Annotated in this window: 19 protein-coding genes and 1 tRNA gene; 19 read left to right on the top strand and 1 reads right to left on the bottom strand. The window is 62.9% G+C overall.

The features are described 5' to 3' along the window. From EN955_RS25790 to EN955_RS25715, 16 genes are all read left to right on the top strand, one after another. A partial coding sequence (locus EN955_RS25790; protein ID WP_164769911.1) for a molybdopterin-dependent oxidoreductase occupies positions 1 to 599 on the top strand: 599 nt, incomplete at its 5' end. Positions 600 to 601: 2 nt separating this feature from the next. Continuing rightward, complete coding sequence (gene nuoH, locus EN955_RS25785; protein WP_013531097.1) at positions 602 to 1,645, top strand: NADH-quinone oxidoreductase subunit NuoH; 1,044 nt, start codon at positions 602 to 604, stop codon at positions 1,643 to 1,645. Beyond that, entirely contained in the window at positions 1,645 to 2,136 is a 492-nt protein-coding gene (gene nuoI, locus EN955_RS25780) for an NADH-quinone oxidoreductase subunit NuoI (protein ID WP_013531098.1), read from the top strand. Before nuoH ends, nuoI begins: the two co-directional genes overlap by 1 nt. Before the next feature lie 122 nt (positions 2,137 to 2,258). Beyond that, entirely contained in the window at positions 2,259 to 2,879 is a 621-nt protein-coding gene (locus EN955_RS25775) for an NADH-quinone oxidoreductase subunit J (RefSeq protein WP_013531099.1), read from the top strand. Position 2,880: 1 nt separating this feature from the next. After that, on the top strand, positions 2,881 to 3,189 hold the full coding sequence (gene nuoK / locus EN955_RS25770) for an NADH-quinone oxidoreductase subunit NuoK (RefSeq protein ID WP_010910101.1): 309 nt from the start codon (positions 2,881 to 2,883) through the stop codon (positions 3,187 to 3,189). 10 nt (positions 3,190 to 3,199) lie between these two features. Continuing rightward, entirely contained in the window at positions 3,200 to 5,173 is a 1,974-nt protein-coding gene (gene nuoL / locus EN955_RS25765) for an NADH-quinone oxidoreductase subunit L (RefSeq protein ID WP_013531100.1), read from the top strand. Next, positions 5,173 to 6,678: an NADH-quinone oxidoreductase subunit M gene (locus EN955_RS25760; RefSeq protein ID WP_024501357.1), complete on the top strand. Its 1,506-nt coding sequence runs from the start codon at positions 5,173 to 5,175 to the stop codon at positions 6,676 to 6,678. The genes nuoL and EN955_RS25760 overlap by 1 nt, the downstream gene beginning before the upstream one ends. An 18-nt stretch (positions 6,679 to 6,696) precedes the next feature. Further along, positions 6,697 to 8,133 carry an NADH-quinone oxidoreductase subunit NuoN gene (nuoN, locus tag EN955_RS25755; RefSeq protein ID WP_013531102.1) on the top strand — a complete coding sequence of 479 codons (1,437 nt, stop codon included), beginning with the start codon at positions 6,697 to 6,699 and terminating at the stop codon, positions 8,131 to 8,133. 5 nt (positions 8,134 to 8,138) lie between these two features. Beyond that, positions 8,139 to 8,960, top strand: a complete 822-nt coding sequence (locus EN955_RS25750; protein ID WP_024501356.1) for a biotin--[acetyl-CoA-carboxylase] ligase — start codon at positions 8,139 to 8,141, stop codon at positions 8,958 to 8,960. 116 nt (positions 8,961 to 9,076) lie between these two features. Beyond that, the gene (locus EN955_RS25745; protein WP_013531104.1) at positions 9,077 to 10,747 is read left to right on the top strand and encodes a ribonuclease J; all 1,671 of its coding nucleotides are present in this window, start codon (positions 9,077 to 9,079) and stop codon (positions 10,745 to 10,747) included. Positions 10,748 to 10,857: 110 nt separating this feature from the next. Next, a complete protein-coding gene (mce, locus tag EN955_RS25740) occupies positions 10,858 to 11,262 on the top strand; it encodes a methylmalonyl-CoA epimerase (RefSeq protein WP_013531105.1) in 405 nt (134 codons plus the stop codon). Further along, positions 11,259 to 11,543: a DUF1467 family protein gene (locus EN955_RS25735; protein ID WP_013531106.1), complete on the top strand. Its 285-nt coding sequence runs from the start codon at positions 11,259 to 11,261 to the stop codon at positions 11,541 to 11,543. The genes mce and EN955_RS25735 overlap by 4 nt, the downstream gene beginning before the upstream one ends. Positions 11,544 to 12,176: 633 nt before the next feature. Beyond that, positions 12,177 to 13,505: a proline--tRNA ligase gene (gene proS / locus EN955_RS25730; protein ID WP_013531107.1), complete on the top strand. Its 1,329-nt coding sequence runs from the start codon at positions 12,177 to 12,179 to the stop codon at positions 13,503 to 13,505. Continuing rightward, positions 13,502 to 14,788: a lipoprotein-releasing ABC transporter permease subunit gene (locus EN955_RS25725; RefSeq protein ID WP_013531108.1), complete on the top strand. Its 1,287-nt coding sequence runs from the start codon at positions 13,502 to 13,504 to the stop codon at positions 14,786 to 14,788. The genes proS and EN955_RS25725 overlap by 4 nt, the downstream gene beginning before the upstream one ends. Continuing rightward, complete coding sequence (locus tag EN955_RS25720) at positions 14,785 to 15,468, top strand: ABC transporter ATP-binding protein (RefSeq protein ID WP_024501355.1); 684 nt, start codon at positions 14,785 to 14,787, stop codon at positions 15,466 to 15,468. Before EN955_RS25725 ends, EN955_RS25720 begins: the two co-directional genes overlap by 4 nt. A gap of 519 nt (positions 15,469 to 15,987) precedes the next feature. Further along, a complete protein-coding gene (locus EN955_RS25715) occupies positions 15,988 to 17,238 on the top strand; it encodes a peptidase M50 (RefSeq protein WP_024501354.1) in 1,251 nt (416 codons plus the stop codon). Between the two features lie 20 nt (positions 17,239 to 17,258). On the opposite strand, the gene lipB is transcribed toward EN955_RS25715, so the two are convergent. Continuing rightward, entirely contained in the window at positions 17,259 to 18,002 is a 744-nt protein-coding gene (gene lipB, locus EN955_RS25710) for a lipoyl(octanoyl) transferase LipB (RefSeq protein WP_024501353.1), read from the bottom strand. Positions 18,003 to 18,236: 234 nt separating this feature from the next. On the opposite strand from lipB, the gene EN955_RS25705 reads away from it, so the two are divergent. From EN955_RS25705 to EN955_RS25695, 3 genes are all read left to right on the top strand, one after another. Beyond that, positions 18,237 to 18,321, top strand: a tRNA-Leu gene (locus tag EN955_RS25705). A 190-nt stretch (positions 18,322 to 18,511) separates the two neighbouring features. Further along, the gene (gene mgtE / locus EN955_RS25700) at positions 18,512 to 19,930 is read left to right on the top strand and encodes a magnesium transporter (protein WP_024501352.1); all 1,419 of its coding nucleotides are present in this window, start codon (positions 18,512 to 18,514) and stop codon (positions 19,928 to 19,930) included. Positions 19,931 to 20,086: 156 nt separating this feature from the next. Next, a partial coding sequence (locus tag EN955_RS25695) for a MerR family transcriptional regulator (protein WP_127223477.1) occupies positions 20,087 to 20,247 on the top strand: 161 nt, incomplete at its 3' end.

Below are 20,247 nucleotides of genomic sequence, written 5' to 3'. Positions count from 1 at the left end.
GGCGCGTCGGCGGTCTCGATCTCGGCTTCGTGCCGGGCGAGGGCGGCAGAAACGTTGCCGGCATGCTGGGCGAAATGGAGCTCTTGTTCCTGCTCGGCGCCGACGAGATCGACATGGCCAAGACCGGCGGCGCCTTCGTCGTCTATATCGGCACGCATGGCGACCAGGGCGCGCACCGCGCCAATGTCATCCTGCCGGCGGCCGCCTACACGGAAAAATCGGCCACCTATGTCAACACCGAAGGGCGTGTGCAGCAGACCAACCGCGCCGGCTTCGCGCCGGGCGAGGCGCGCGAGGACTGGGCGATCCTAAGGGCGCTGTCGGATGTGCTGGGCAAGAAACTGCCGTTCGATTCGCTGCCGCAGCTGCGCGCCAAGCTTTATGGCGAATACCCGCATCTGGCCCGTATCGACCAGGTCGCGGCCGGCAATGCCGAGGATATCGCCGAGGTGGCGAAGCTCGGCGGACGGCTGAACAAGGGCACCTTCACCTCGCCGGTGAAGGATTTCTACCTGACCAACCCGATCGCGCGGGCATCGGCCGTGATGGCGGAATGCTCGGCACTGGCCAAGAGCGGCTTCAAGCAGGCGGCGGAATAAGCATGGACACTTTCTTCTCCTTCTACGTGCTGCCGGCGCTGCTGATCCTGTTGAAGTCAGTCGTGCTGATCGTCGTTCTTTTGATCTTCGTCGCCTACATCCTCTACGCCGACCGCAAGATCTGGGCGGCGGTGCAATTGCGCCGTGGCCCGAACGTCGTCGGCCCCTGGGGCACGCTGCAGGCTTTCGCCGATCTGTTGAAGTTCGTCTTCAAGGAGCCGGTCATCCCGTCCGGCGCCAACAAGGGCGTGTTTCTTTTGGCGCCGCTGGTGTCGGCCGTGCTGGCGATCTCGGCCTGGGCGGTCATCCCGGTCAGCCACGGCTGGGCAATCGCCAACGTCAATGTCGGCATCCTCTATGTCTTCGCCATCTCCTCGCTCGAGGTCTACGGCGTGATCATGGGCGGCTGGGCGTCGAACTCGAAATATCCGTTCCTCGGCGCGCTGCGCTCGGCCGCGCAGATGGTGTCCTACGAAGTCTCGATCGGCTTCGTCATCGTCACCGTTCTGCTCACCGCCGGCTCGCTCAACCTCACCGATATCGTGCTGTCGCAGCATGATGGAATTGGTACGCGGCTTGGCCTGCCCAACACCTTCCTCGACTGGAACTGGCTGGCGCTGTTCCCGATGTTCATCATCTTCTTCATCTCGGCGCTGGCCGAGACGAACCGCCCGCCCTTCGATCTGGTCGAAGCCGAATCGGAACTGGTCGCCGGCCACATGGTCGAATATTCGTCGACCCCGTTCCTTTTGTTCTTCCTCGGCGAGTATGTCGCCATCGTGCTGATGTGCGCGCTGGCCACCATCCTGTTCCTCGGCGGCTGGCTGCCTCCGTTCGACTTCGCGCCGTTCACCTGGGTGCCGGGCGTCATCTGGTTCGTGCTGAAAGTCTGCTTCGTGTTCTTCGGCATCTCCATGGTGAAGGCCTTCGTGCCGCGCTACCGCTACGACCAATTGATGCGGCTTGGCTGGAAAGTGTTCCTGCCGATCTCGCTGTTCATGGTGGTCGCCACCGCGGCCTTCCTCAAGATCACGGGGTTTGCGTGATGTCCGCTCTTTCCCAAGCCGCCAAATCGCTGCTGCTGCAGGATTTCGTCAGCGCCTTCTTCCTGTCGATGCGCCAGTTCTTCGCGCCGAAGGAGACGATCAACTATCCGCACGAGAAGGGGCCAACCAGCCCGCGCTTCCGCGGCGAGCATGCGTTGCGCCGCTATCCCAATGGCGAGGAACGCTGCATCGCCTGCAAATTGTGCGAGGCGATCTGCCCGGCGCAGGCCATCACCATCGAGGCCGGCCCGCGCCGCAACGACGGCACCCGCCGCACGGTGCGCTACGACATCGACATGGTGAAGTGCATCTATTGCGGCTTCTGCCAGGAAGCCTGCCCGGTCGACGCCATTGTCGAGGGGCCGAATTTCGAGTTCGCGACGGAGACGCGCGAGGAACTCTACTACGACAAGGACAGACTGTTGGCGAATGGCGACCGGTGGGAGCGCGAGCTGGCGCGCAACATCTCGCTGGACTCGCCCTACCGCTGATATTTGACGCATGGACGGGGCGAGGGGCCTCGTCTAAGGACACAACGAAACTTGCGGCCTGAGGCGGCAAACATCGAAACAGGACGGTTGTCCTGTTTGTACAGGAACCCGGGGGATCCCCAATGTTGAGTGGACTAGAGGCGGCCTTTTTCTACCTCTTCGCCTTTGTCGCGGTGGCATCGGCGTTCATGGTCATTTCGTCGCGCAACCCCGTGCATTCGGTGCTGTTCCTGATCCTGACCTTCTTCAACGCCGCCGGCCTGTTCATGCTGACCGGCGCCGAGTTCCTGGCGATGATCCTGCTCGTCGTCTATGTCGGCGCGGTGATGGTTCTGTTCCTGTTCGTCGTCATGATGCTCGACGTCGATTTCGCCGAACTGAAGAGCGGCGCCCTGCAATATGCGCCGATCGGCGCGCTGGTCGGGCTGATCCTGGCGGCGGAGCTGATCGTGGTTCTCGGCGGCTACACCTTCGCGCCGCAGCTCGCTTCGACGGTCTCCAAGCCCATTCCGGATCTTGCCACGCGGACCAATACCGCCGCGCTCGGCGACATCCTCTATACGGACTACCTCTACTACTTCCAGATTTCGGGCCTCGTGCTGCTGGTCGCCATGATCGGCGCCATCGTGCTGACGCTGCGCCACAAGCCAGGCGTCAAGCGGCAGTCGATCGCAGCCCAGGTCGGCCGCACACCGGCGACCGGCATGGAAATCCGCAAGGTCAAGACAGGCGAGGGACTCTGAGATGGTTGTCGGCATCGCACATTATCTGACCGTATCGGCTGTTCTGTTCACGCTCGGCGTGTTCGGCATCTTCCTGAACCGCAAGAACGTCATCGTCATCCTGATGTCGGTCGAGCTGATCCTGCTGGCGGTCAACATCAATTTCGTCGCCTTTTCGGCAGCACTCGGCGATCTGGTCGGCCAGGTGTTCGCGCTGTTCGTGCTGACGGTCGCGGCGGCCGAAGCCGCCATCGGACTTGCCATTCTCGTCGTCTTCTTCCGCAACCGCGGCTCGATCGCGGTCGAAGACGTGAACATGATGAAGGGTTGACGGAACCACCATGTATCAGGCCATCGTCTTCCTTCCCCTGCTCGGCTTCCTGATCGTCGGCCTGTTCGGCACGTCGCTCGGCGCCAAGGCGTCCGAATACATCACCTCGGGTTTCCTGGTGGTCGCGGCCGTGCTGTCGTGGGTCGCGTTCTTCACCGTCGGTTTCGGCCATGGCGAGGTGTTCACCGTGCCCGTGCTGCGCTGGATACAGTCGGGTGGGCTGGAAGCGTCCTGGGCGCTGCGGATCGACACGCTGACGGTGGTCATGCTGGTGGTGGTCAACACCGTGTCGGCGCTGGTCCACATCTATTCGATCGGCTACATGCACCACGATCCGAACCGGCCGCGCTTCTTCGCCTATCTGTCGCTGTTCACCTTCGCCATGCTGATGCTGGTGACGGCGGACAACCTCGTGCAGATGTTCTTCGGCTGGGAAGGGGTGGGGCTGGCGTCCTATCTGCTGATCGGCTTCTGGTACAAGAAGCCGTCGGCCAATGCCGCGGCAATCAAGGCCTTTGTCGTCAACCGTGTCGGCGATTTCGGCTTCGCACTCGGCATCTTCGGCGTGTTCGTGCTGTTCGGCTCGGTCAATCTGGGCACCATCTTCGCCAATGCGGCGACGTTCATCCCCGCTGAAGGCGCGCCGCAGGGTGCCGCGGTGCTGACTTTCCTTGGCCATGCGCTGGACAAGCAGGCGGCCATGACGATCGTCTGCCTGCTCCTGTTCATGGGCGCCATGGGCAAGTCGGCGCAAGTGCCGCTGCACACCTGGCTGCCGGACGCCATGGAAGGCCCGACGCCGGTTTCGGCCCTGATCCATGCCGCCACCATGGTGACGGCGGGCGTGTTCATGCTGGCGCGGTTGTCGCCGCTGTTCGAACTGTCGCATTCGGCGCTGACTGTCGTGACCTTCATCGGTGCCTTCACGGCCTTCTTCGCGGCCACCGTCGGTCTGGTCCAGAACGACATCAAGCGCGTCATCGCCTATTCGACCTGCTCGCAGCTCGGCTACATGTTCGTGGCGCTCGGCGTCGGCGCCTATGGCGCGGCGATCTTCCACCTGTTCACGCATGCCTTCTTCAAGGCGCTGCTGTTCCTCGGCTCGGGCTCGGTCATCCATGCCGTGTCCGACGAGCAGGACATGCGCAAGATGGGCGGCCTCAGGAAACTGATCCCGACCACCTACTGGATGATGGTGATCGGCACGCTGGCGCTGACCGGCGTCGGCATTCCGGTGACGGTCATCGGCACCGCCGGCTTCTTCTCCAAGGACGCCATCATCGAGAGCGCCTTTGCCGGCCACAATTCGGTTGCCGGCATGGCCTTCGTGCTTTTGGTCATCGCCGCCTGCTTCACCTCCTTCTACTCCTGGCGGCTGATCTTCATGACCTTCCACGGCAAGCCGCGGGCGAGCCATGAGGTGATGCACCATGTCCATGAATCGCCGCCGGTGATGCTGGTGCCGCTGTTCATCCTGGCTGCGGGCGCGCTGTTTGCCGGCGTCATCTTCCACAACGCCTTCATCGGCGAGGGCTATGCCGAGTTCTGGAAGGCATCGCTGTTCACACTGCCTGACAATCACATCCTGCACGACATCCACGAATTGCCGCTGTGGGTCGAGCTGTCGCCCTTCATCGCCATGCTGATCGGCTTCGCGCTGGCCTGGAAATTCTACATCCGCTCGCCGGAAATGCCGGTCAACCTGGCCGCGCAGCATCGCGGGCTCTACGCCTTCCTGCTCAACAAGTGGTATTTCGACGAGCTCTACGACTTCCTGTTCGTGCGGCCCGCCAAGCGCCTCGGCCACTTCCTGTGGAAGACCGGCGACGGCACCGTCATCGACGGCCTCGGCCCCGACGGTATTTCGGCGCGCGTCGTCGATGTCACCAACCGCGTCGTCAAGCTGCAGACCGGCTATCTCTACCACTACGCCTTCGCCATGCTGATCGGCGTTGCCGCACTCGTCACCTGGATGATGCTCTGATGACCGCCTGGCCAATCCTCTCGCTGGTCACCTTCCTGCCGCTGGTTGGTGTGCTGCTTATCCTGTTCATCAATGACGACAGCGAAAATGCACGCCGCAACATCCGCGCCATCGCGCTGTTGACGACGACTTTCACGTTCATCATCTCGCTGTTCATCTGGACCGGATTCGACAATTCGCAGTCCGGCTTCCAGTTCGTCGAGAAGGTCGCCTGGCTCGATTCCGGCATTTCCTACCATATGGGCGTCGACGGCATCTCGATGCTGTTCGTCATCCTGACGACCTTCCTGATGCCGCTCTGCATCCTGGCCTCGTGGGAATCGATCGAGAAGCGCGTCAAGGCCTACATGATTGCCTTCCTGCTGCTCGAAACGCTGATGATCGGCGTGTTCTGCGCGCTGGACATCGTGCTGTTCTACGTCTTCTTCGAAGCCGGCCTGATCCCGATGTTCATCATCATCGGCGTCTGGGGCGGCAAGCGGCGCGTCTACGCCTCGTTCAAGTTCTTCCTCTACACGCTCGCCGGTTCGGTGCTGATGCTGCTCGCCATCATGGCGATGTTCTTCCAGTCCGGCACAACCGACATCCCGACGCTGCTGACCCACAATTTCCCGGCCAACATGCAGACCTGGCTATGGCTTGCCTTCTTCGCCTCCTTCGCGGTGAAGATGCCGATGTGGCCGGTGCACACCTGGCTGCCCGACGCGCACGTCGAGGCGCCGACGGCGGGCTCCGTCATCCTGGCCGGCATCCTGTTGAAAATGGGCGGGTACGGCTTCCTGCGCTTCTCCTTGCCGATGTTCCCGCTGGCGTCGGAAATGTTCGCGCCGCTGGTCTTCGCGCTGTCCGTCGTCGCCATCATCTACACCTCGCTGGTGGCGCTGATGCAGGAGGACATGAAGAAGCTGATCGCCTATTCGTCGGTTGCCCATATGGGCTTCGTCACCATGGGCATCTTCGCCATGAACCAGGAAGGCGTGCAGGGCGCGATCTTCCAGATGCTCAGCCACGGCCTCGTCTCCGGCGCGCTGTTCCTGTGCGTCGGCGTCATCTACGACCGCATGCACACACGTGAGATCGCGGCCTATGGCGGGCTGGTCAACAACATGCCGAAATACGCCACGGTGTTCCTGATCTTCACCATGGCCAATGTCGGTCTGCCCGGTACCAGCGGCTTCGTCGGCGAGTTCCTGACCATGCTCGGCGTGTTCCGGGTCAACACATGGGTGGCGTTCTTCGCCGCCACCGGCGTCATCCTGTCGGCCGCCTACGCGCTCTGGCTCTACCGCCGGGTGATCTTCGGCGCACTGACCAAGGAGAGCCTTAAGGGACTGCTCGACCTGTCGCCGCGCGAGAAGGTGATCATCTACCCGCTGGTCGTGCTGGTCATCTTCTTCGGCGTCTATCCCGCCCCGGTCTTCGACGCGACGGCCCAATCGGTCAAGTCGCTCGTCACCAATGTCACTGCATCCATCGGCGCCGCGCAGACCGCGGCGGCGAACTGACCAGAGGTTTTGCGAACCATGACGCCGGACCTTCTCTCCAGCCTGTCGCTCTCGACGCCAGAGCTGATCCTTGCCGTCGGCGCGCTGGCGCTGCTGATGGTCGGAGCCTATTCGCGCGCCAACACGGCCAACACGGTAACCGGCCTCGCGGTTGCCGTGCTGGCGATCGCGGGCGCCTGGCTGATCTTCCGAACCGGGCAGGGCAGCGCTTATGGCAATGCCTTCATCCAGGATTCCTTCGGCCGCTTCATGAAGGTGCTGGCACTGGTCGGCTCGGCGGTGACGCTGGTGATGTCGATGCGCTTCGCCAAGGCGGAGCGCTTCGACAAGTTCGAATATCCGGTGCTGATCCTGCTGTGCACGCTCGGCATGATGCTGATGATCTCGGCCAACAGCATGATCGGCCTCTATCTCGGCCTCGAGCTGCAGTCGCTGGCGATCTATGTGCTGTGCGCGATCAACCGCGACAATCTGCGCTCGACCGAAGCGGGCCTCAAATATTTCGTTCTCGGTGCGCTGTCATCGGGCATGCTGCTCTATGGCATCAGCCTGGTCTACGGCTACACCGGCAACACCGGCTTCCAGGAAATCGCCACGGCACTCGGCAGCGGCGAGCGCCAGCTTGGCCTCGTTTTCGGCCTCGTCTTCGTGCTGGCCGGCCTTGCCTTCAAGATTTCCGCGGTGCCGTTCCACATGTGGACGCCTGACGTCTATGAGGGCGCGCCGACTCCGGTGACGGCCTTCCTGGCGGCGGCGCCGAAAATGGCGGCGATGGCACTGATCGTGCGCGTCACCATGGGCGCGTTCAAGCCGATCGCCGCCGACTGGCAGCAGATCATCGTCTTCATCTCGATCGCCTCGATGGCACTCGGCTCCTTCGCCGCAATCGGGCAGACCAACATCAAGCGCCTGATGGCCTATTCCTCGATTGGCCATATGGGTTACGCGCTGGTCGGCCTTGCCGCCAACAGCCAGGCCGGCGTGCGCGGCGTTGCCATCTACATGCTGATCTATCTGGTGATGACGCTCGGCACCTTCGCCTTCATCCTCGCCATGCGGCGCAAGGAAGGCAATGTCGAGCAGATCAGCGACCTGGCCGGCCTGTCGTCGACCAATCCGGTCATGGCGACGATCCTGACCATCCTGATGTTCTCACTCGCCGGCATTCCACCGCTCGCCGGCTTCTGGGGGAAATGGTACGTCTTCCTCGCCGCCATCAACGCCAATCTCTACGCGCTGGCGATCATCGGCGTGCTGGCCTCGGTGGTGGGCGCCTATTACTATTTGCGCATCATCAAGATCATGTGGTTCGACGAACCGGTCGGCGGCTTCGTGCCGATGGCGACGGAATTGCGTGTCGTGCTCGGCGTCTCCGGCGCCTTCGTGCTGTTCTACGTGTTGATCGGTGGGCCGATCGGCACCTATGCCGAAGCCGCCGCCAAGACGTTTTTCTAGACGGCATGGCATTTCGGCTGGCTCCAACCTCGGCGTCGGAAGGGTTCCGGCTCGAGGCGCATGAGAGCGTCGGCTCCACCAATGCGCTGGCACTGGACCACGCAAGGGCAGGCGACTCCGGCAAATTGTGGGTCGTTTCCAAGAAGCAGGAAAGCGGGCGTGGCCGGCGCGGCCGCGTCTGGGCGACCCCGGAAGGCAATCTGGCGGCGACGCTGCTCGTCATCACCAAGGCAGAGCTTCGCCTTGCCGCGACATTGGGCTTCGTCGCAGGACTGGCACTGGCCGATGCACTCGATGCCGTGGTGCCGAAGGGCCGGATCGCCATTGGCCTCGACGGTGGCAGCGAAGGAAAAAACCGTTTCGAGCTGAAATGGCCGAACGACGTGCTTGCCTCCGGCGCCAAGCTGGCCGGCATCCTGCTGGAATCGGCAATCCTCGAGGGCGGCCGTTTCGGAGTGGCGGTCGGCATCGGCGTCAATGTGGTGGCATACCCTGAGGATTTGCCGTATCCCGCAACTTCCTTGCGCGCGCTGGGCGCGGCATGCGATGCGGAAACACTGTTCCTGGCGCTGTCGGATGCCTGGAGCGAGAATGCCCGATTGTGGGATGAGGGGCGCGGACTTGCCGCCGTCAGGCGACGGTGGCTCGATCGTGCCGCGGGGCTCGGCGGCGAGGTTGCCGTCAGAATTGACGGTAATGTGGTGCGCGGGGTGTTTGAGACCATTGACGAGGACTGCCGTTTCGTGATCCGCGACGATGAAGGTTCGGTTCGGACGATCGCCGCCGGCGATGTGCATTTCGGCGCGGTCGCTTCGGCCAGGGCATAGGCCGTTCATGAACGGTTCTAACTGTTTGTTTTTGCGCAACTCCGGTGGGAAAACCGTTACACACTTTTCCCGGAATTGCTTTTGAGCTTGGCCTGAGGGCCAGGAAGGGAAAAATCATGGCGAAAGCGGAAAACGCCGAACTCGTCTTCGTGCCGCTCGGCGGCGTCGGCGAGATCGGCATGAACTTCGCTCTTTACGGCTACGGGCCGCCCAGCGCGCGCGAATGGATCGTCATCGATGTCGGAGTGACCTTCCCCGATGCCAGCCTGCCGGGCGTCGACCTGGTGCTGCCCGACACACGCTTCATCGAGGAGAACCTCGCCAATCTGCGCGGCATCATCATCACGCATGCGCATGAAGACCATTACGGCGCGCTGCTCGACACATGGCCGAAGCTGAAGGCGCCGGTCTGGATGACGCCGTTCAGCGCCGGCCTGCTGGAAGCCAAGCGGCAAGGCGAGCAGGGCGCACCGAAAATACCGGTCACGATCTACCGGGCGGGCGAGAAATTCACCGTCGGCCCCTTCGAGATCGAAGCCATTCCGGTCGCGCACTCGATTCCCGAGCCGATGTCGCTGGCGATCACCTCGCCGGCAGGCACCGTCATCCATACCGGTGACTGGAAGATCGATCCGGAGCCGACGATCGGGCCGAAGACCGACGAGGCGCGTTTCCGCGCCTATGGCGACAAGGGCGTTCTGGCGCTGATCTGCGATTCGACCAATGCGCTGCGCGAAGGCGAGTCGCCTTCGGAAGTGGCTGTGGGCGAGGGCCTCAAGGGCGTCATCCAGGCTGCCAAGGGCCGTGTCGCCGTCACTACGTTCTCCTCCAATGTCGGACGCATCGTCTCGATCGCCAAAGCGGCGCGCGATGCCGGACGCCAGTGCCTGGTGCTTGGCCGTTCGCTGAAGCGGGTCATCGATGTGGCCGGCGAACTCGGCTACATGGACGGTCTGCCGGAGTTCATCGCCGAGGAGGATTTTGGTTTCATCCCGCGCGAAAACCTGGTCATCATCTGCACGGGCAGCCAGGGCGAGCCGCTGGCCGCACTGGCCAAGCTGTCGCGCGAAGAGATGAAGTCGGTGTCGCTGACGGCAGGCGACACGGTGGTGTTTTCCTCGCGTACGATTCCCGGCAACGAGAAGGCGATCCTCGAGATCAAGAACCGTCTCATCGACCTCGGCGTCAAGATCATCGAGGACGGCGATGCGCTGGTGCATGTCTCCGGCCATCCGCGGCGCAGCGAATTGCGCAAGATGTATGAATGGGTGCGCCCGCAGATCGGCGTTCCCGTGCATGGCGAGGCGGCACATCTGGTGGCGCAGGGCTCGCTGATGTCGACATCGGGCATCGGCCAGGTGGCGCAGGTGCGCGACGGCGACATGCTCAGGCTTGCTCCCGGCCCAGCCACCATCATGGATCAGGTGCCGTTCGGCCGTATCTACAAGGATGGCAGACTGATCGGCACCGATCAGGCGATGGGCATCCGCGACCGGCGCAAATTGTCCTTTGCCGGCCACGTGGCGGTCAATGTCGTGTTGGACGACAAATATGAGCTTGCCGGCGACCCCGATTTGGTCGCCATCGGCGTCGCCGAGGCCGATGGCCGTGGCGAGTCGCTGGAAGATCTGATGATCGATGCGGCAATCGGCGCGGTGGACTCGATCCCCCGTCAGCGCCGAAAAGACCTCGACCTGGTGCAGGAAGCAGTGCGGCGCGCCGTGCGCGGCGCCGCCAACGAAGCCTGGGGCAAGAAGCCGCTGGTGACGGTGTTCGTCACTCGCTGAGGGGAGTAGGGCAGTAAGGGAGTAGGGCAGTAGGGATTTCGATACGAGGCAGGTCAGCTTTTCCCCTATTGCCATACTGCCCTATTGCCATACTGCCCTGGGGAAAACCTATGCTCGGACGTCTGAACCATGTCGCGCTTGCCGTGCCGGATCTGGCTGCTGCCGTAGCGGCCTACCGCAACACGCTCGGCGCGGAGGTGACGGCGCCGCAGGCACTGCCGGAGCACGGGGTGACGGTGGTGTTCGTCAATGTCGGCAACACCAAGGTCGAACTTCTGGAGCCTTTGGGCGAGGGATCGCCGATCGCCGCCTTCCTGGAGAAGAACCCCTCCGGCGGCATGCATCACCTTTGCTATGAGGTCGACGACATCCTGGCCGCGCGCGATCAGCTCAAGGCCGCCGGCGCCCGCGTGCTGGGCGACGGCAACCCGAGGATCGGCGCGCACGGCAAGCCGGTGCTGTTCCTGCATCCGAAGGATTTCTTCGGCACGCTGATCGAACTGGAGCAATCATGAGCTGGGTTTCGTTCACCGCCCTGTTTTTCGCGACCTGGTGGGTGGTGCTGTTCGCCGTGCTGCCGTTCAGCGTGAGGACGCAGGACGACGATCACGACGTGACGCTGGGCACGGTTCCGAGCGCGCCGCGTGGGCCTCACATGCTGCGCGCCGTGATCCGCACCACCATCGCCACCGCGATCCTGATGGGCATTTTCTATGGCCTGACGCATGGGCTGGGATACAGCCTCAACGACATCCCGCACATCGTGCCGGAATTCAGCCAGACGCCGGCTAAATAGACTGTCCAGCGACGGCGTTTTCATATGTCGGAACCGGGCGGGTTTCGGCGGGGAACGTCGTGCCGTTTTGCGGCCTGACGAGCGCTGACGCTGGGTAAGGTGGTTTGGCAACGCGTTGCGCTAAGCAGATGATTGCACAAAAAAAATGCAAGGCACGAGGCCTTGCAATTTAAACGCGTCCGATCTGTTTCCGGTTTCCGGCGGCAGCGAGTAACCGCGCCTAGATCGCATCCTCCCAAGACTTTGACCGCGTAGGAGAGCAGATTTTTTTCTGCCCTCTCGGTTATCGAGGTACATTAGCCTAAGGCGAATGAAAATGTCACGAAGAATTTTGCCTTGAAACGGGCATTCTCGTGCTGCACTGCACAATAGTGTGGCAGGCGTTGCTTGGCGAACGATCACCAAGACGCGCACAGTGACCGGGAGGCCTTGCAGCGCCGTGGGTCTTCTGGACGGGCGAACGGCGGTGCGACGCTTCTGATCCCGGCTACCCATGTTTTTTGGAAATCGATTCCGCTTTTCGGGCCGAAGCGTCCGGGTTCCCATTCCGCCTTGAAATGGCTATGAAGCCGGGTCAAGCAAGCCAAAGTCGCGCCGATTCTGACGCGGCCCTCCTCACTCACGGACCTGTCCATGCGTTTGTCGCGCTATTTCCTGCCGATCCTCAAAGAAAATCCGCGCGAGGCCGAGATCGTCTCGCACCGGCTGATGCTGCGCGCCGGCATGATCCGCCAGCAGGGGCAGGGCAGTTTCTCGTGGCTGCCGCTCGGCAAGCGGGTGCTGGACAAGGTCTGCCGCATCATCCGCGAGGAGCAGGATCGCGCCGGTGCGCTGGAAATCCTGATGCCGACCATCCAGTCGGCCGATCTGTGGCGCGAAAGCGGCCGCTATGACGACTACGGCAAGGAGATGCTGCGCATCAAGGACCGGCAGGACCGCGACATGCTCTACGGCCCGACCAATGAGGAAGTGGTCACCGAGATCGTCCGCGCCTATGTGAAGTCCTACAAGGACCTGCCGCTCAATCTCTACCACATCCAGTGGAAGTTCCGCGACGAAGTGCGGCCGCGCTTCGGCGTCATGCGGTCGCGCGAGTTCCTGATGAAGGACGCCTATTCCTTCGATCTCGACTTCGAAGGCGCCAGGGCGGCCTACAACAGGATGTTCGTGTCCTATCTCCGGACTTTTACGCGCATGGGGCTGCAAGCAATACCGATGCGGGCCGACACCGGGCCGATCGGCGGCGATCTCAGCCATGAATTCATCATCCTGGCCGACACCGGCGAGAGCCAGGTCTACTGCCACCGCGACTATCTTGCGCTCGATGTGCCCGGCGCCAACACCGATTTTGCCAACGACGCCGAGATCGCCGACATCGTCAAGACATGGACGACGCCCTACGCCGCCACCGACGAGATGCATGACGAGGCGGCGTGGGAGAAGATCGGCGAGAGCGACAAGGTTTCGGCGCGCGGCATCGAGGTCGGCCACATCTTCCATTTCGGCGACAAATATTCCAAGCCCATGGGCGCCAAGGTGACCGGACCCGACGGCAAGGATCATTTCGTCTCCGGCGGCTCCTACGGCATCGGTCCGTCGCGGCTGGTCGCGGCGATCATCGAAGCCAGCCATGACGATAACGGCATCATCTGGCCGGAGGCGGTGGCGCCGTTCGACATCGGACTGATCAACATGAAGGCGGGCGACGCCGAGTGCGACGGCGTCTGCGACGAACTGCATGCCGCTTTCGTCGCCGCCGGCAAGGACGTGCTCTACGACGACACCGACCAGCGGCCCGGCGGCAAGTTCGCCACCGCCGACCTGATAGGCCTTCCCTGGCAAGTGATCGTCGGACCGCGCGGTGTCGCCGCCGGCGAGATCGAGATCAAGAACCGCAAGACCGGCGAGCGCGAGACGCTGCCTATCGCGGACGCGAAGAAGCGCTTCGGTGTCGCCGCATGAGCGAGGCGGTGGCGGCAAGATCGGTCGGCGCCGGACCCTTTTCCATCTTCGAGCGCATGGTCGCCTGGCGCTATCTGCGTTCGCGGCGCAAGGAGACGGTGATCTCGGTGATCGCCTCGATCTCGTTCCTCGGCATCATGCTGGGCGTCGCCACGCTGATCGTGGTCATGGCGGTGATGAACGGTTTCAGGGCGGAGCTTTTGACGCGCATCCTCGGCGTCAACGGTCACCTGATCGTGCAGCCGCTCGATTCGCCGCTGGAGGACTATGCGCAGGTCGCCAGCCGCATCAACGGTGTAGCAGGCGTTAAATACGCCATCCCGCTGATCGATGGCCAGGTGCTTGCGCAAGGCAATGTCGGCGGCGGAACCGGAGCGCTGGTTCGCGGCATACGCGGCGAGGATCTGAGCAAGATCGCCATCGTTGCCAGCAACATCAAGCAGGGTTCGATCGCCGATTTCGATTCTGGCGAGGGCGTTGCCATCGGCAAGCGCATGGCTGAGAATCTCGGCCTGACGCTTGGCGATACCATCACCTTGATTTCGCCCGACGGCGACGTGACGCCGATCGGCACCACGCCGCGCATGAAGGGCTACAAGATCGCGGCGATCTTCGAAGTCGGCATGTCCGAATATGACACGTCCATCGTCTACATGCCGTTTTCCGAAGCGCAGCTTTATTTCAACATGGACGGGCGGGCGCAAACGATCGAGATTTATGTCGACAATCCAGACGATGTCGATGCGCTGAAACCGAAAGTGGAGGCGGCGGCGCAGCGGCCGATCGACATGGTCGATTGGCGCCAGCGCAACGAGACCTTCTTCTCCGCGCTGCAGGTAGAACGCAACGTCATGTTCATGATCTTGACGCTGATCGTGCTGGTGGCGGCGCTGAACATCATCTCCGGCCTGATCATGCTGGTGAAGGACAAGGGCCACGACATCGCCATCCTGCGCACCATGGGGGCGTCGCGCGGCGCCATCCTGCGCATCTTCCTGATGACGGGTGCGGCGATCGGCGTGACCGGCACGCTTGCCGGTGTGCTGCTCGGCGTACTGATCTGCACCAACATCGAATCGATCCGCCAGTTCTTCTCGTGGATGACCGGTAAGGTGCTGTTCAATCCTGAACTCTATTTCCTCAGCCAGTTGCCGGCGAAGATGGATCCGCGCGAGACGACCTATGTCGTCCTGATGGCGCTCGGCCTGTCCTTCCTGGCAACGGTGTTTCCGGCATGGCGCGCCGCGCGTCTCGATCCGGTCGAAGCCTTGAGGTACGAATAGTGGCCGAGGTCATTATCGAGCTGAAGAGCGTCGAGCGGCACTACGTCCAGGGACCGCGAAAGCTCACCATTCTCAATGGTGCGGACTTCTCGCTGAAGCGCGGCGAGATGGTGGCGCTGGTGGCGCCGTCTGGCACCGGCAAATCGACGCTGCTGCACACCGCCGGCCTGCTGGAGCGTCCCGACGCCGGCGACGTCATCCTGGCCGGCCGCGCCTGCGGGCGGCTGTCCGACGACGAGCGCACGGCGATCCGCCGCAACGATGTCGGCTTCGTCTACCAGTTCCATCATCTGCTGCCGGAATTCTCGGCGCTGGAAAACATCATGATGCCGCAGCTCATCAAGGGGCTCAGCCGCAAGGACGCGGCCGAGCGCGCGGCGCAGCTGCTCGATTACATGCAGATCGGCAAACGCGCGGCGCACCGGCCGTCCGAGCTCTCCGGCGGCGAACAGCAGCGCGTCGCCATTGCGCGTGCGGTCGTCAATGCGCCGCTGGTACTGCTGGCGGACGAGCCGACCGGCAATCTCGACCCGGTCACCGCGTCCTATGTGTTCGAGGCGCTGGCGGCGCTGGTCAAGCAATCGGGCCTCGCGGCGCTGATCGCCACCCACAATCACGAGCTGGCATCGCGCATGGACCGACGCGTCACCTTGGCCGACGGCAAAGTGGTGCCGCTCTAGGGCACGGCGATACTGGGGGGAGGCCGGCCTGCGAAAGGCGGCTTCCTGCGCTTCCCGTTCTACCCCGTCGCGGTAGAACGGTGCTCACGTACCCAAAAGTACGCTCCGCTCCGGTTCTCGAAATCCACCATTCTCGGCTCGGCCTGACCCCAGTCTCGTCGTGCCCTGGTCGGCGCTGGGCAACCGTCGTTCGCCCGTCAACCTTTTCTTAACCCTGCCGATTTGATCGCCCGGAAATTCGGACACGGCCGGATTGTGTCCGTTGACTTTGAAACAAAATTAGAACAAAATACGAACATATCAACAACAGGAGAGAGTTATGACCGATCTGGTTCAGGATGTCATCTCACTGGTTTGCATGAGCACCTTTCTCGTCTCCATGGCAATCTGGATTGGAGCCATGTGATTTGGCGGCGTTCGCCGCCGTGGGTCCCATGCGGTCGAAGACCGCTCCGCCGTTAAGCTTTTCTTGCCGCAGCGACGTTAGAGTGCCCCGGCAAGACAGGGAGCAACGTCCAGGTGTCGCCCATCGTCACGGCCATTCTGGTGGCCAGCAATCTCGGGCTGATCTTTCTGTTGATGACGGTGCCGCTTGGTTTGCGCACGGTCCGGCTGACCCGTCTGGTGGCGATGGATCGGCAGCGCCTCTGGCAGGCGCTGTGGCCGCTCGGCAGCGATGCCGGCTGGTCCGGTGAGATCCTGTCCGCCGAGGCCCCGGACGGCGAGGGCGTGGCCCGCATCACGCTGTCCTGGGAAGGTCGCGACGGCAAGCCGATCGAACGCAAGTCGCGGTTTGAAGACGTCGTCGAAGGCAGCCGCTTCTCGATGCGTGTCATCGAGGATACGGCACTCGACGCTTCGTTCTGGAAGGATTTTCGCGAAACCGCCGAACTCGTTTCGGAAGGCAACAGCACGCGGGTGACGCTCAGCCAGACCGATCGCTATCGTGGCGTTGCCTTCCTGGTGTTCCGCTATTTCGCCCTGCGCCGCGAACTCTCCAAGCTGCAGCGCTGGGCGCGGACCGGAAAGTATCGCAAGGGCGGCTGGTTCGAGCATCCGCTCAGCCAGGTCGGCTTTGCCGGGCTTTCGGCGCTGATCCTGTGGCCATTCTTCGGCCTTCACTTCGGCGGTTTGGCACTGGCCGCGATCCTCACATCGGTGGTCGCCCTGCATGAGCTTGGCCATATGGCAGCGTTCCGGCTGATGGGCCACAACCGTGCACGGATGATCTTCATTCCGCTGCTCGGCGGCATCGCCATTGGCGGGCGGCCCTATGACAGCCGTTTCGAAGTGGCTTTCGTGGCATTGATGGGCGCCGGCTTTTCGGCCTTCCTGGTGCCGATCGCCATCGCCGCAAGCACCTTTGCCGGCGCGGAAGGTCACCGGCTGGCGGCGGCCCTGCTGGCGACCCTGGCGGGCTTCGCCGCACTGTTCAACATCGCCAATCTGGTGCCGGTGTGGAAGTTCGACGGCGGCCAGGTGCTGCGCCAGATCTGTCCGGGACCGGTCGCGCTGGCGCTGGCTTCCTTCTTCCTGCTCTCGGCTTTCCTGGCCGTGGGTTGGCAGGCCGGCTTTTCCGCCACCTTCCTGCTCGCGACGGGAGCGGTGTTTTCGCTCCTCAGCCTGCTGACGATGAGCAGTGGGGTGAAGCCGCGTCACGAGCTGAAGCCGATCCGCACCATCGACCGGCTGGCCATGGCGGCGGCGTTGCTGGCGGTGTTCGCCATCCATGGCTATGGCGTGTTGTGGGCCTCTGCCCAACTGATTTGAGCCGTACCGGATCCGGAAGATCAGCCGGCTTTGCGCTCGGCTTCGACAGGCAACGCCGTGGCGGGACCGAACACATCCTCGAAGGCGGATTTCAACGCCAGATCAAGATCGGCCATGGTCAGGGGAAGGCCTAGGTCGACGAGGCTGGTGATGCCGTGGTCCTGCACGCCGCAAGGCACGATGCCGCTGAAATGGTCGAGATCGGGCTCGACATTGATGGCGATGCCGTGAAAACTCACCCAGCGCCGCAGCCGGATGCCTATGGCCGCGATCTTGTCCTCCGCCGGCGAGCCGTCCGGCAGAGCAGGGCGATCCGGCCGCACGACCCAGACGCCGACCCGGTCCTCGCGGCGCTCGCCCCGCACATTGAAAGCGGCAAGCGTGCCGATGATCCACTGTTCGAGCGCCGCGACGAAGGCGCGGACATCCTCGCGCCGCCGCTTCAGGTCGAGCATGACGTAAGCGACCCGCTGGCCTGGCCCATGATAGGTGTATTCGCCGCCGCGTCCGGCCGCGAAGACCGGGAAGCGGCTGGCGTCGATCAGATCCTCGCCACGGGCGCTGGTGCCGGCCGTGTAGAGCGGCGGGTGTTCGACCAACCAGACCATTTCGCCGGCAGCGCCGCTGCGGATCGCCTCGGCGCGCGCCTCCATGAAGGCAAGTGCCTCGGGATAGGCGGTAAGGCCGGGCTCGATCAGCCATTCGACCGGTGCCGAGCCGGGAAGCGGCAGGAACGACGTGGCGATCTGGCTGCGTTCGGTCATGGCGTATCGTCTTTTCGTTTGTCCATGGGGCGCCCAAAAACGCCTCGCACCTTTGGGCGACATCAACTTGCCTTCCATATGGCTATATCAGGCGCAAACGTCCAGTTCCGGCGCTGCGTTCGGGCCCTGTGGAGCATTATGCCAATCGCCTGACATTATTGCTTGCCGTGCACTTGTTTCACCGGAAACGATTTGCTACACGCCGCGAGCCGGTCGGTTCCGGCTCTACCACGTGCGGTCGTGGCGGAATTGGTAGACGCGCAGCGTTGAGGTCGCTGTGGGGCAACCCGTGGAAGTTCGAGTCTTCTCGACCGCACCATTTCTCTTTCTTCAATCCGATTTGTGCCGGTCTCGCCCGCTGCGGGCCGGACGCATTTCGTTGATATTCCCGCACTTTACGCCACTTTCTTTTTGAGCGTCGGATTCTCCAAAACCGGTTTCCCCTTTTGGGTCCGATGCTCTAGACCTGATTTGCACCTTTTCCGGGATTCTTGTGGCGGGAGGCGCTGGTGGAAGGCGAGCACGAACGGACGACCGGCGCCGGGGCCGCCGAGGACAACCACGCCGACATCTATGGCGAGGACGGCGCCGTGCTTTCGTCCTTCCTGGCGCGGATCGGCGCGGCGATCGCCGACCGCGACACGCTGACCCTCAAGCATGAAGTCGACGACCTGCACCAGTCGGAGCTCGGCGATCTGCTCGAGGCGCTGCATCCCGAACAGCGCCGCGCGCTGGTCGAACTCCTGGGCGCCGATTTCGACTTTTCCTCGCTGACGGAGGTCGACGAGGCGATCCGTATGGAGATCGTCGACAATCTGCCCAATGCGCAGATCGCGCAGGCGGTGCAGGAGCTCGATTCCGACGACGCCGTCTACATTCTCGAGGATCTCGACCAGGAAGACCAGGACGAGATCCTGTCGCAACTGCCGTTCACCGAGCGGATCAGGCTGCGCCGCTCGCTCGATTATCCCGAAGAGACGGCCGGCCGCCGCATGCAGACCGAGTTCGTCGCGGTTCCGCCGTTCTGGACGATCGGCCAGACCATCGACTACATGCGCGAGGACAACAATCTTCCCGAGCGCTTCAGCCAGATCTTCGTCATCGATCCGAGCTTCAAGCTGCTCGGCGCCATCGACCTCGACCAGATCCTGCGCACCAAGCGTTCGGTCAAGGTCGAGGAGGTGATGCACGAGACGCGGCACGCCATTCCGGCCATCATGGACCAGGAAGAGGCGGCGCGGGAATTCGAGCAGTACGATCTTTTGTCGGCCGCGGTCGTCGACGAGAACGAACGGCTGGTTGGCGTTCTGACCATCGACGATGTCGTCGACGTCATCCAGCAGGAGGCCGAGGAAGATCTGATGCGTATGGGCGGCGTCGGCGACGAAGAGCTTTCCGACAGCATCTTTTCGACCTCGCGCTCACGCGTTCCGTGGCTGCTGATCAACCTTCTGACCGCGTTCCTGGCGGCGTCGGTGATCAGCCTGTTCGACCGCACGATCGAACACATCGTGGCACTGGCGGTGCTGATGCCGATCGTCGCGGGCATGGGCGGCAATGCCGGCTCGCAAACCATGACCGTCACCGTGCGGGCGTTGGCGACCAGGGATCTCGACATCTACAATGCCGGCCGCATCATTCGCCGCGAGATGGGTGTCGGCTTCATCAACGGCATCGTCTTCGCCATCCTGATCGGCATCGTCGCGGCAGCCTGGTTCCGTGATCCCAATCTGGGCGGGATCATCGCGGCGGCGATGATCATCAACATGTTCGTGGCCGCCCTGGCCGGCATCCTGATCCCGCTGCTGCTCGATCGTTTCAAGGTCGATCCGGCGGTCGCTTCGGCGGTCTTCGTCACCACGGTTACCGACGTCGTCGGTTTCTTTGCATTTCTCGGCATTGCCACGTGGTGGTTCGGCGTGCCCTGAGGCACGCCTTTTGGCTCAATTGACTTTTACGTAAATGCCGTGCGAGGCTCGCGCGGGGCGCCATGTCGATTCCGGCATGGCATGGGTTTTGGTTCGGGACAGAAGGGTGACGCCGCCATGGCGATCGCCCCGGTGTTTCGGCGTGTGGGAGTGGCAATGCGAGAATATTATTCGATCACCGAGTTGACCCGCGAGTTCGACGTGTCGACGCGGACGCTGCGCTTTTACGAGGACGAAGGGCTGGTGCAGCCGGTGCGGCGCGGCCGCACGCGGCTGTTTCGCCCCTCCGACCGGCAGCTCATTCGCCAGATCATGCG

The organism is Mesorhizobium sp. M7A.F.Ca.CA.001.04.2.1 (assembly GCF_003998485.1).
GTDB lineage: Bacteria > Pseudomonadota > Alphaproteobacteria > Rhizobiales > Rhizobiaceae > Mesorhizobium > Mesorhizobium ciceri.
This window is presented reverse-complemented; position numbering and strand designations above follow the sequence as displayed.

Excerpts from the sequence above, each read along its gene's own strand:
- nuoI (WP_013531098.1), top strand. The coding sequence starts at position 1,645 with ATGTCCGCTCTTTCCCAAGCCGCCAAATCGCTGCTGCTGCAGGATTTC.
- nuoH (WP_013531097.1), top strand. The coding sequence starts at position 602 with ATGGACACTTTCTTCTCCTTCTACGTGCTGCCGGCGCTGCTGATCCTG.
- EN955_RS25735 (WP_013531106.1), top strand. The coding sequence starts at position 11,259 with ATGAGCTGGGTTTCGTTCACCGCCCTGTTTTTCGCGACCTGGTGGGTG.
- EN955_RS25750 (WP_024501356.1), top strand. The coding sequence starts at position 8,139 with ATGGCATTTCGGCTGGCTCCAACCTCGGCGTCGGAAGGGTTCCGGCTC.
- EN955_RS25725 (WP_013531108.1), top strand. The coding sequence starts at position 13,502 with ATGAGCGAGGCGGTGGCGGCAAGATCGGTCGGCGCCGGACCCTTTTCC.
- lipB (WP_024501353.1), bottom strand. The coding sequence starts at position 18,002 with ATGACCGAACGCAGCCAGATCGCCACGTCGTTCCTGCCGCTTCCCGGC.
- EN955_RS25775 (WP_013531099.1), top strand. The coding sequence starts at position 2,259 with ATGTTGAGTGGACTAGAGGCGGCCTTTTTCTACCTCTTCGCCTTTGTC.
- nuoL (WP_013531100.1), top strand. The coding sequence starts at position 3,200 with ATGTATCAGGCCATCGTCTTCCTTCCCCTGCTCGGCTTCCTGATCGTC.
- proS (WP_013531107.1), top strand. The coding sequence starts at position 12,177 with ATGCGTTTGTCGCGCTATTTCCTGCCGATCCTCAAAGAAAATCCGCGC.
- nuoN (WP_013531102.1), top strand. The coding sequence starts at position 6,697 with ATGACGCCGGACCTTCTCTCCAGCCTGTCGCTCTCGACGCCAGAGCTG.
- EN955_RS25745 (WP_013531104.1), top strand. The coding sequence starts at position 9,077 with ATGGCGAAAGCGGAAAACGCCGAACTCGTCTTCGTGCCGCTCGGCGGC.
- mce (WP_013531105.1), top strand. The coding sequence starts at position 10,858 with ATGCTCGGACGTCTGAACCATGTCGCGCTTGCCGTGCCGGATCTGGCT.
- EN955_RS25760 (WP_024501357.1), top strand. The coding sequence starts at position 5,173 with ATGACCGCCTGGCCAATCCTCTCGCTGGTCACCTTCCTGCCGCTGGTT.
- nuoK (WP_010910101.1), top strand. The coding sequence starts at position 2,881 with ATGGTTGTCGGCATCGCACATTATCTGACCGTATCGGCTGTTCTGTTC.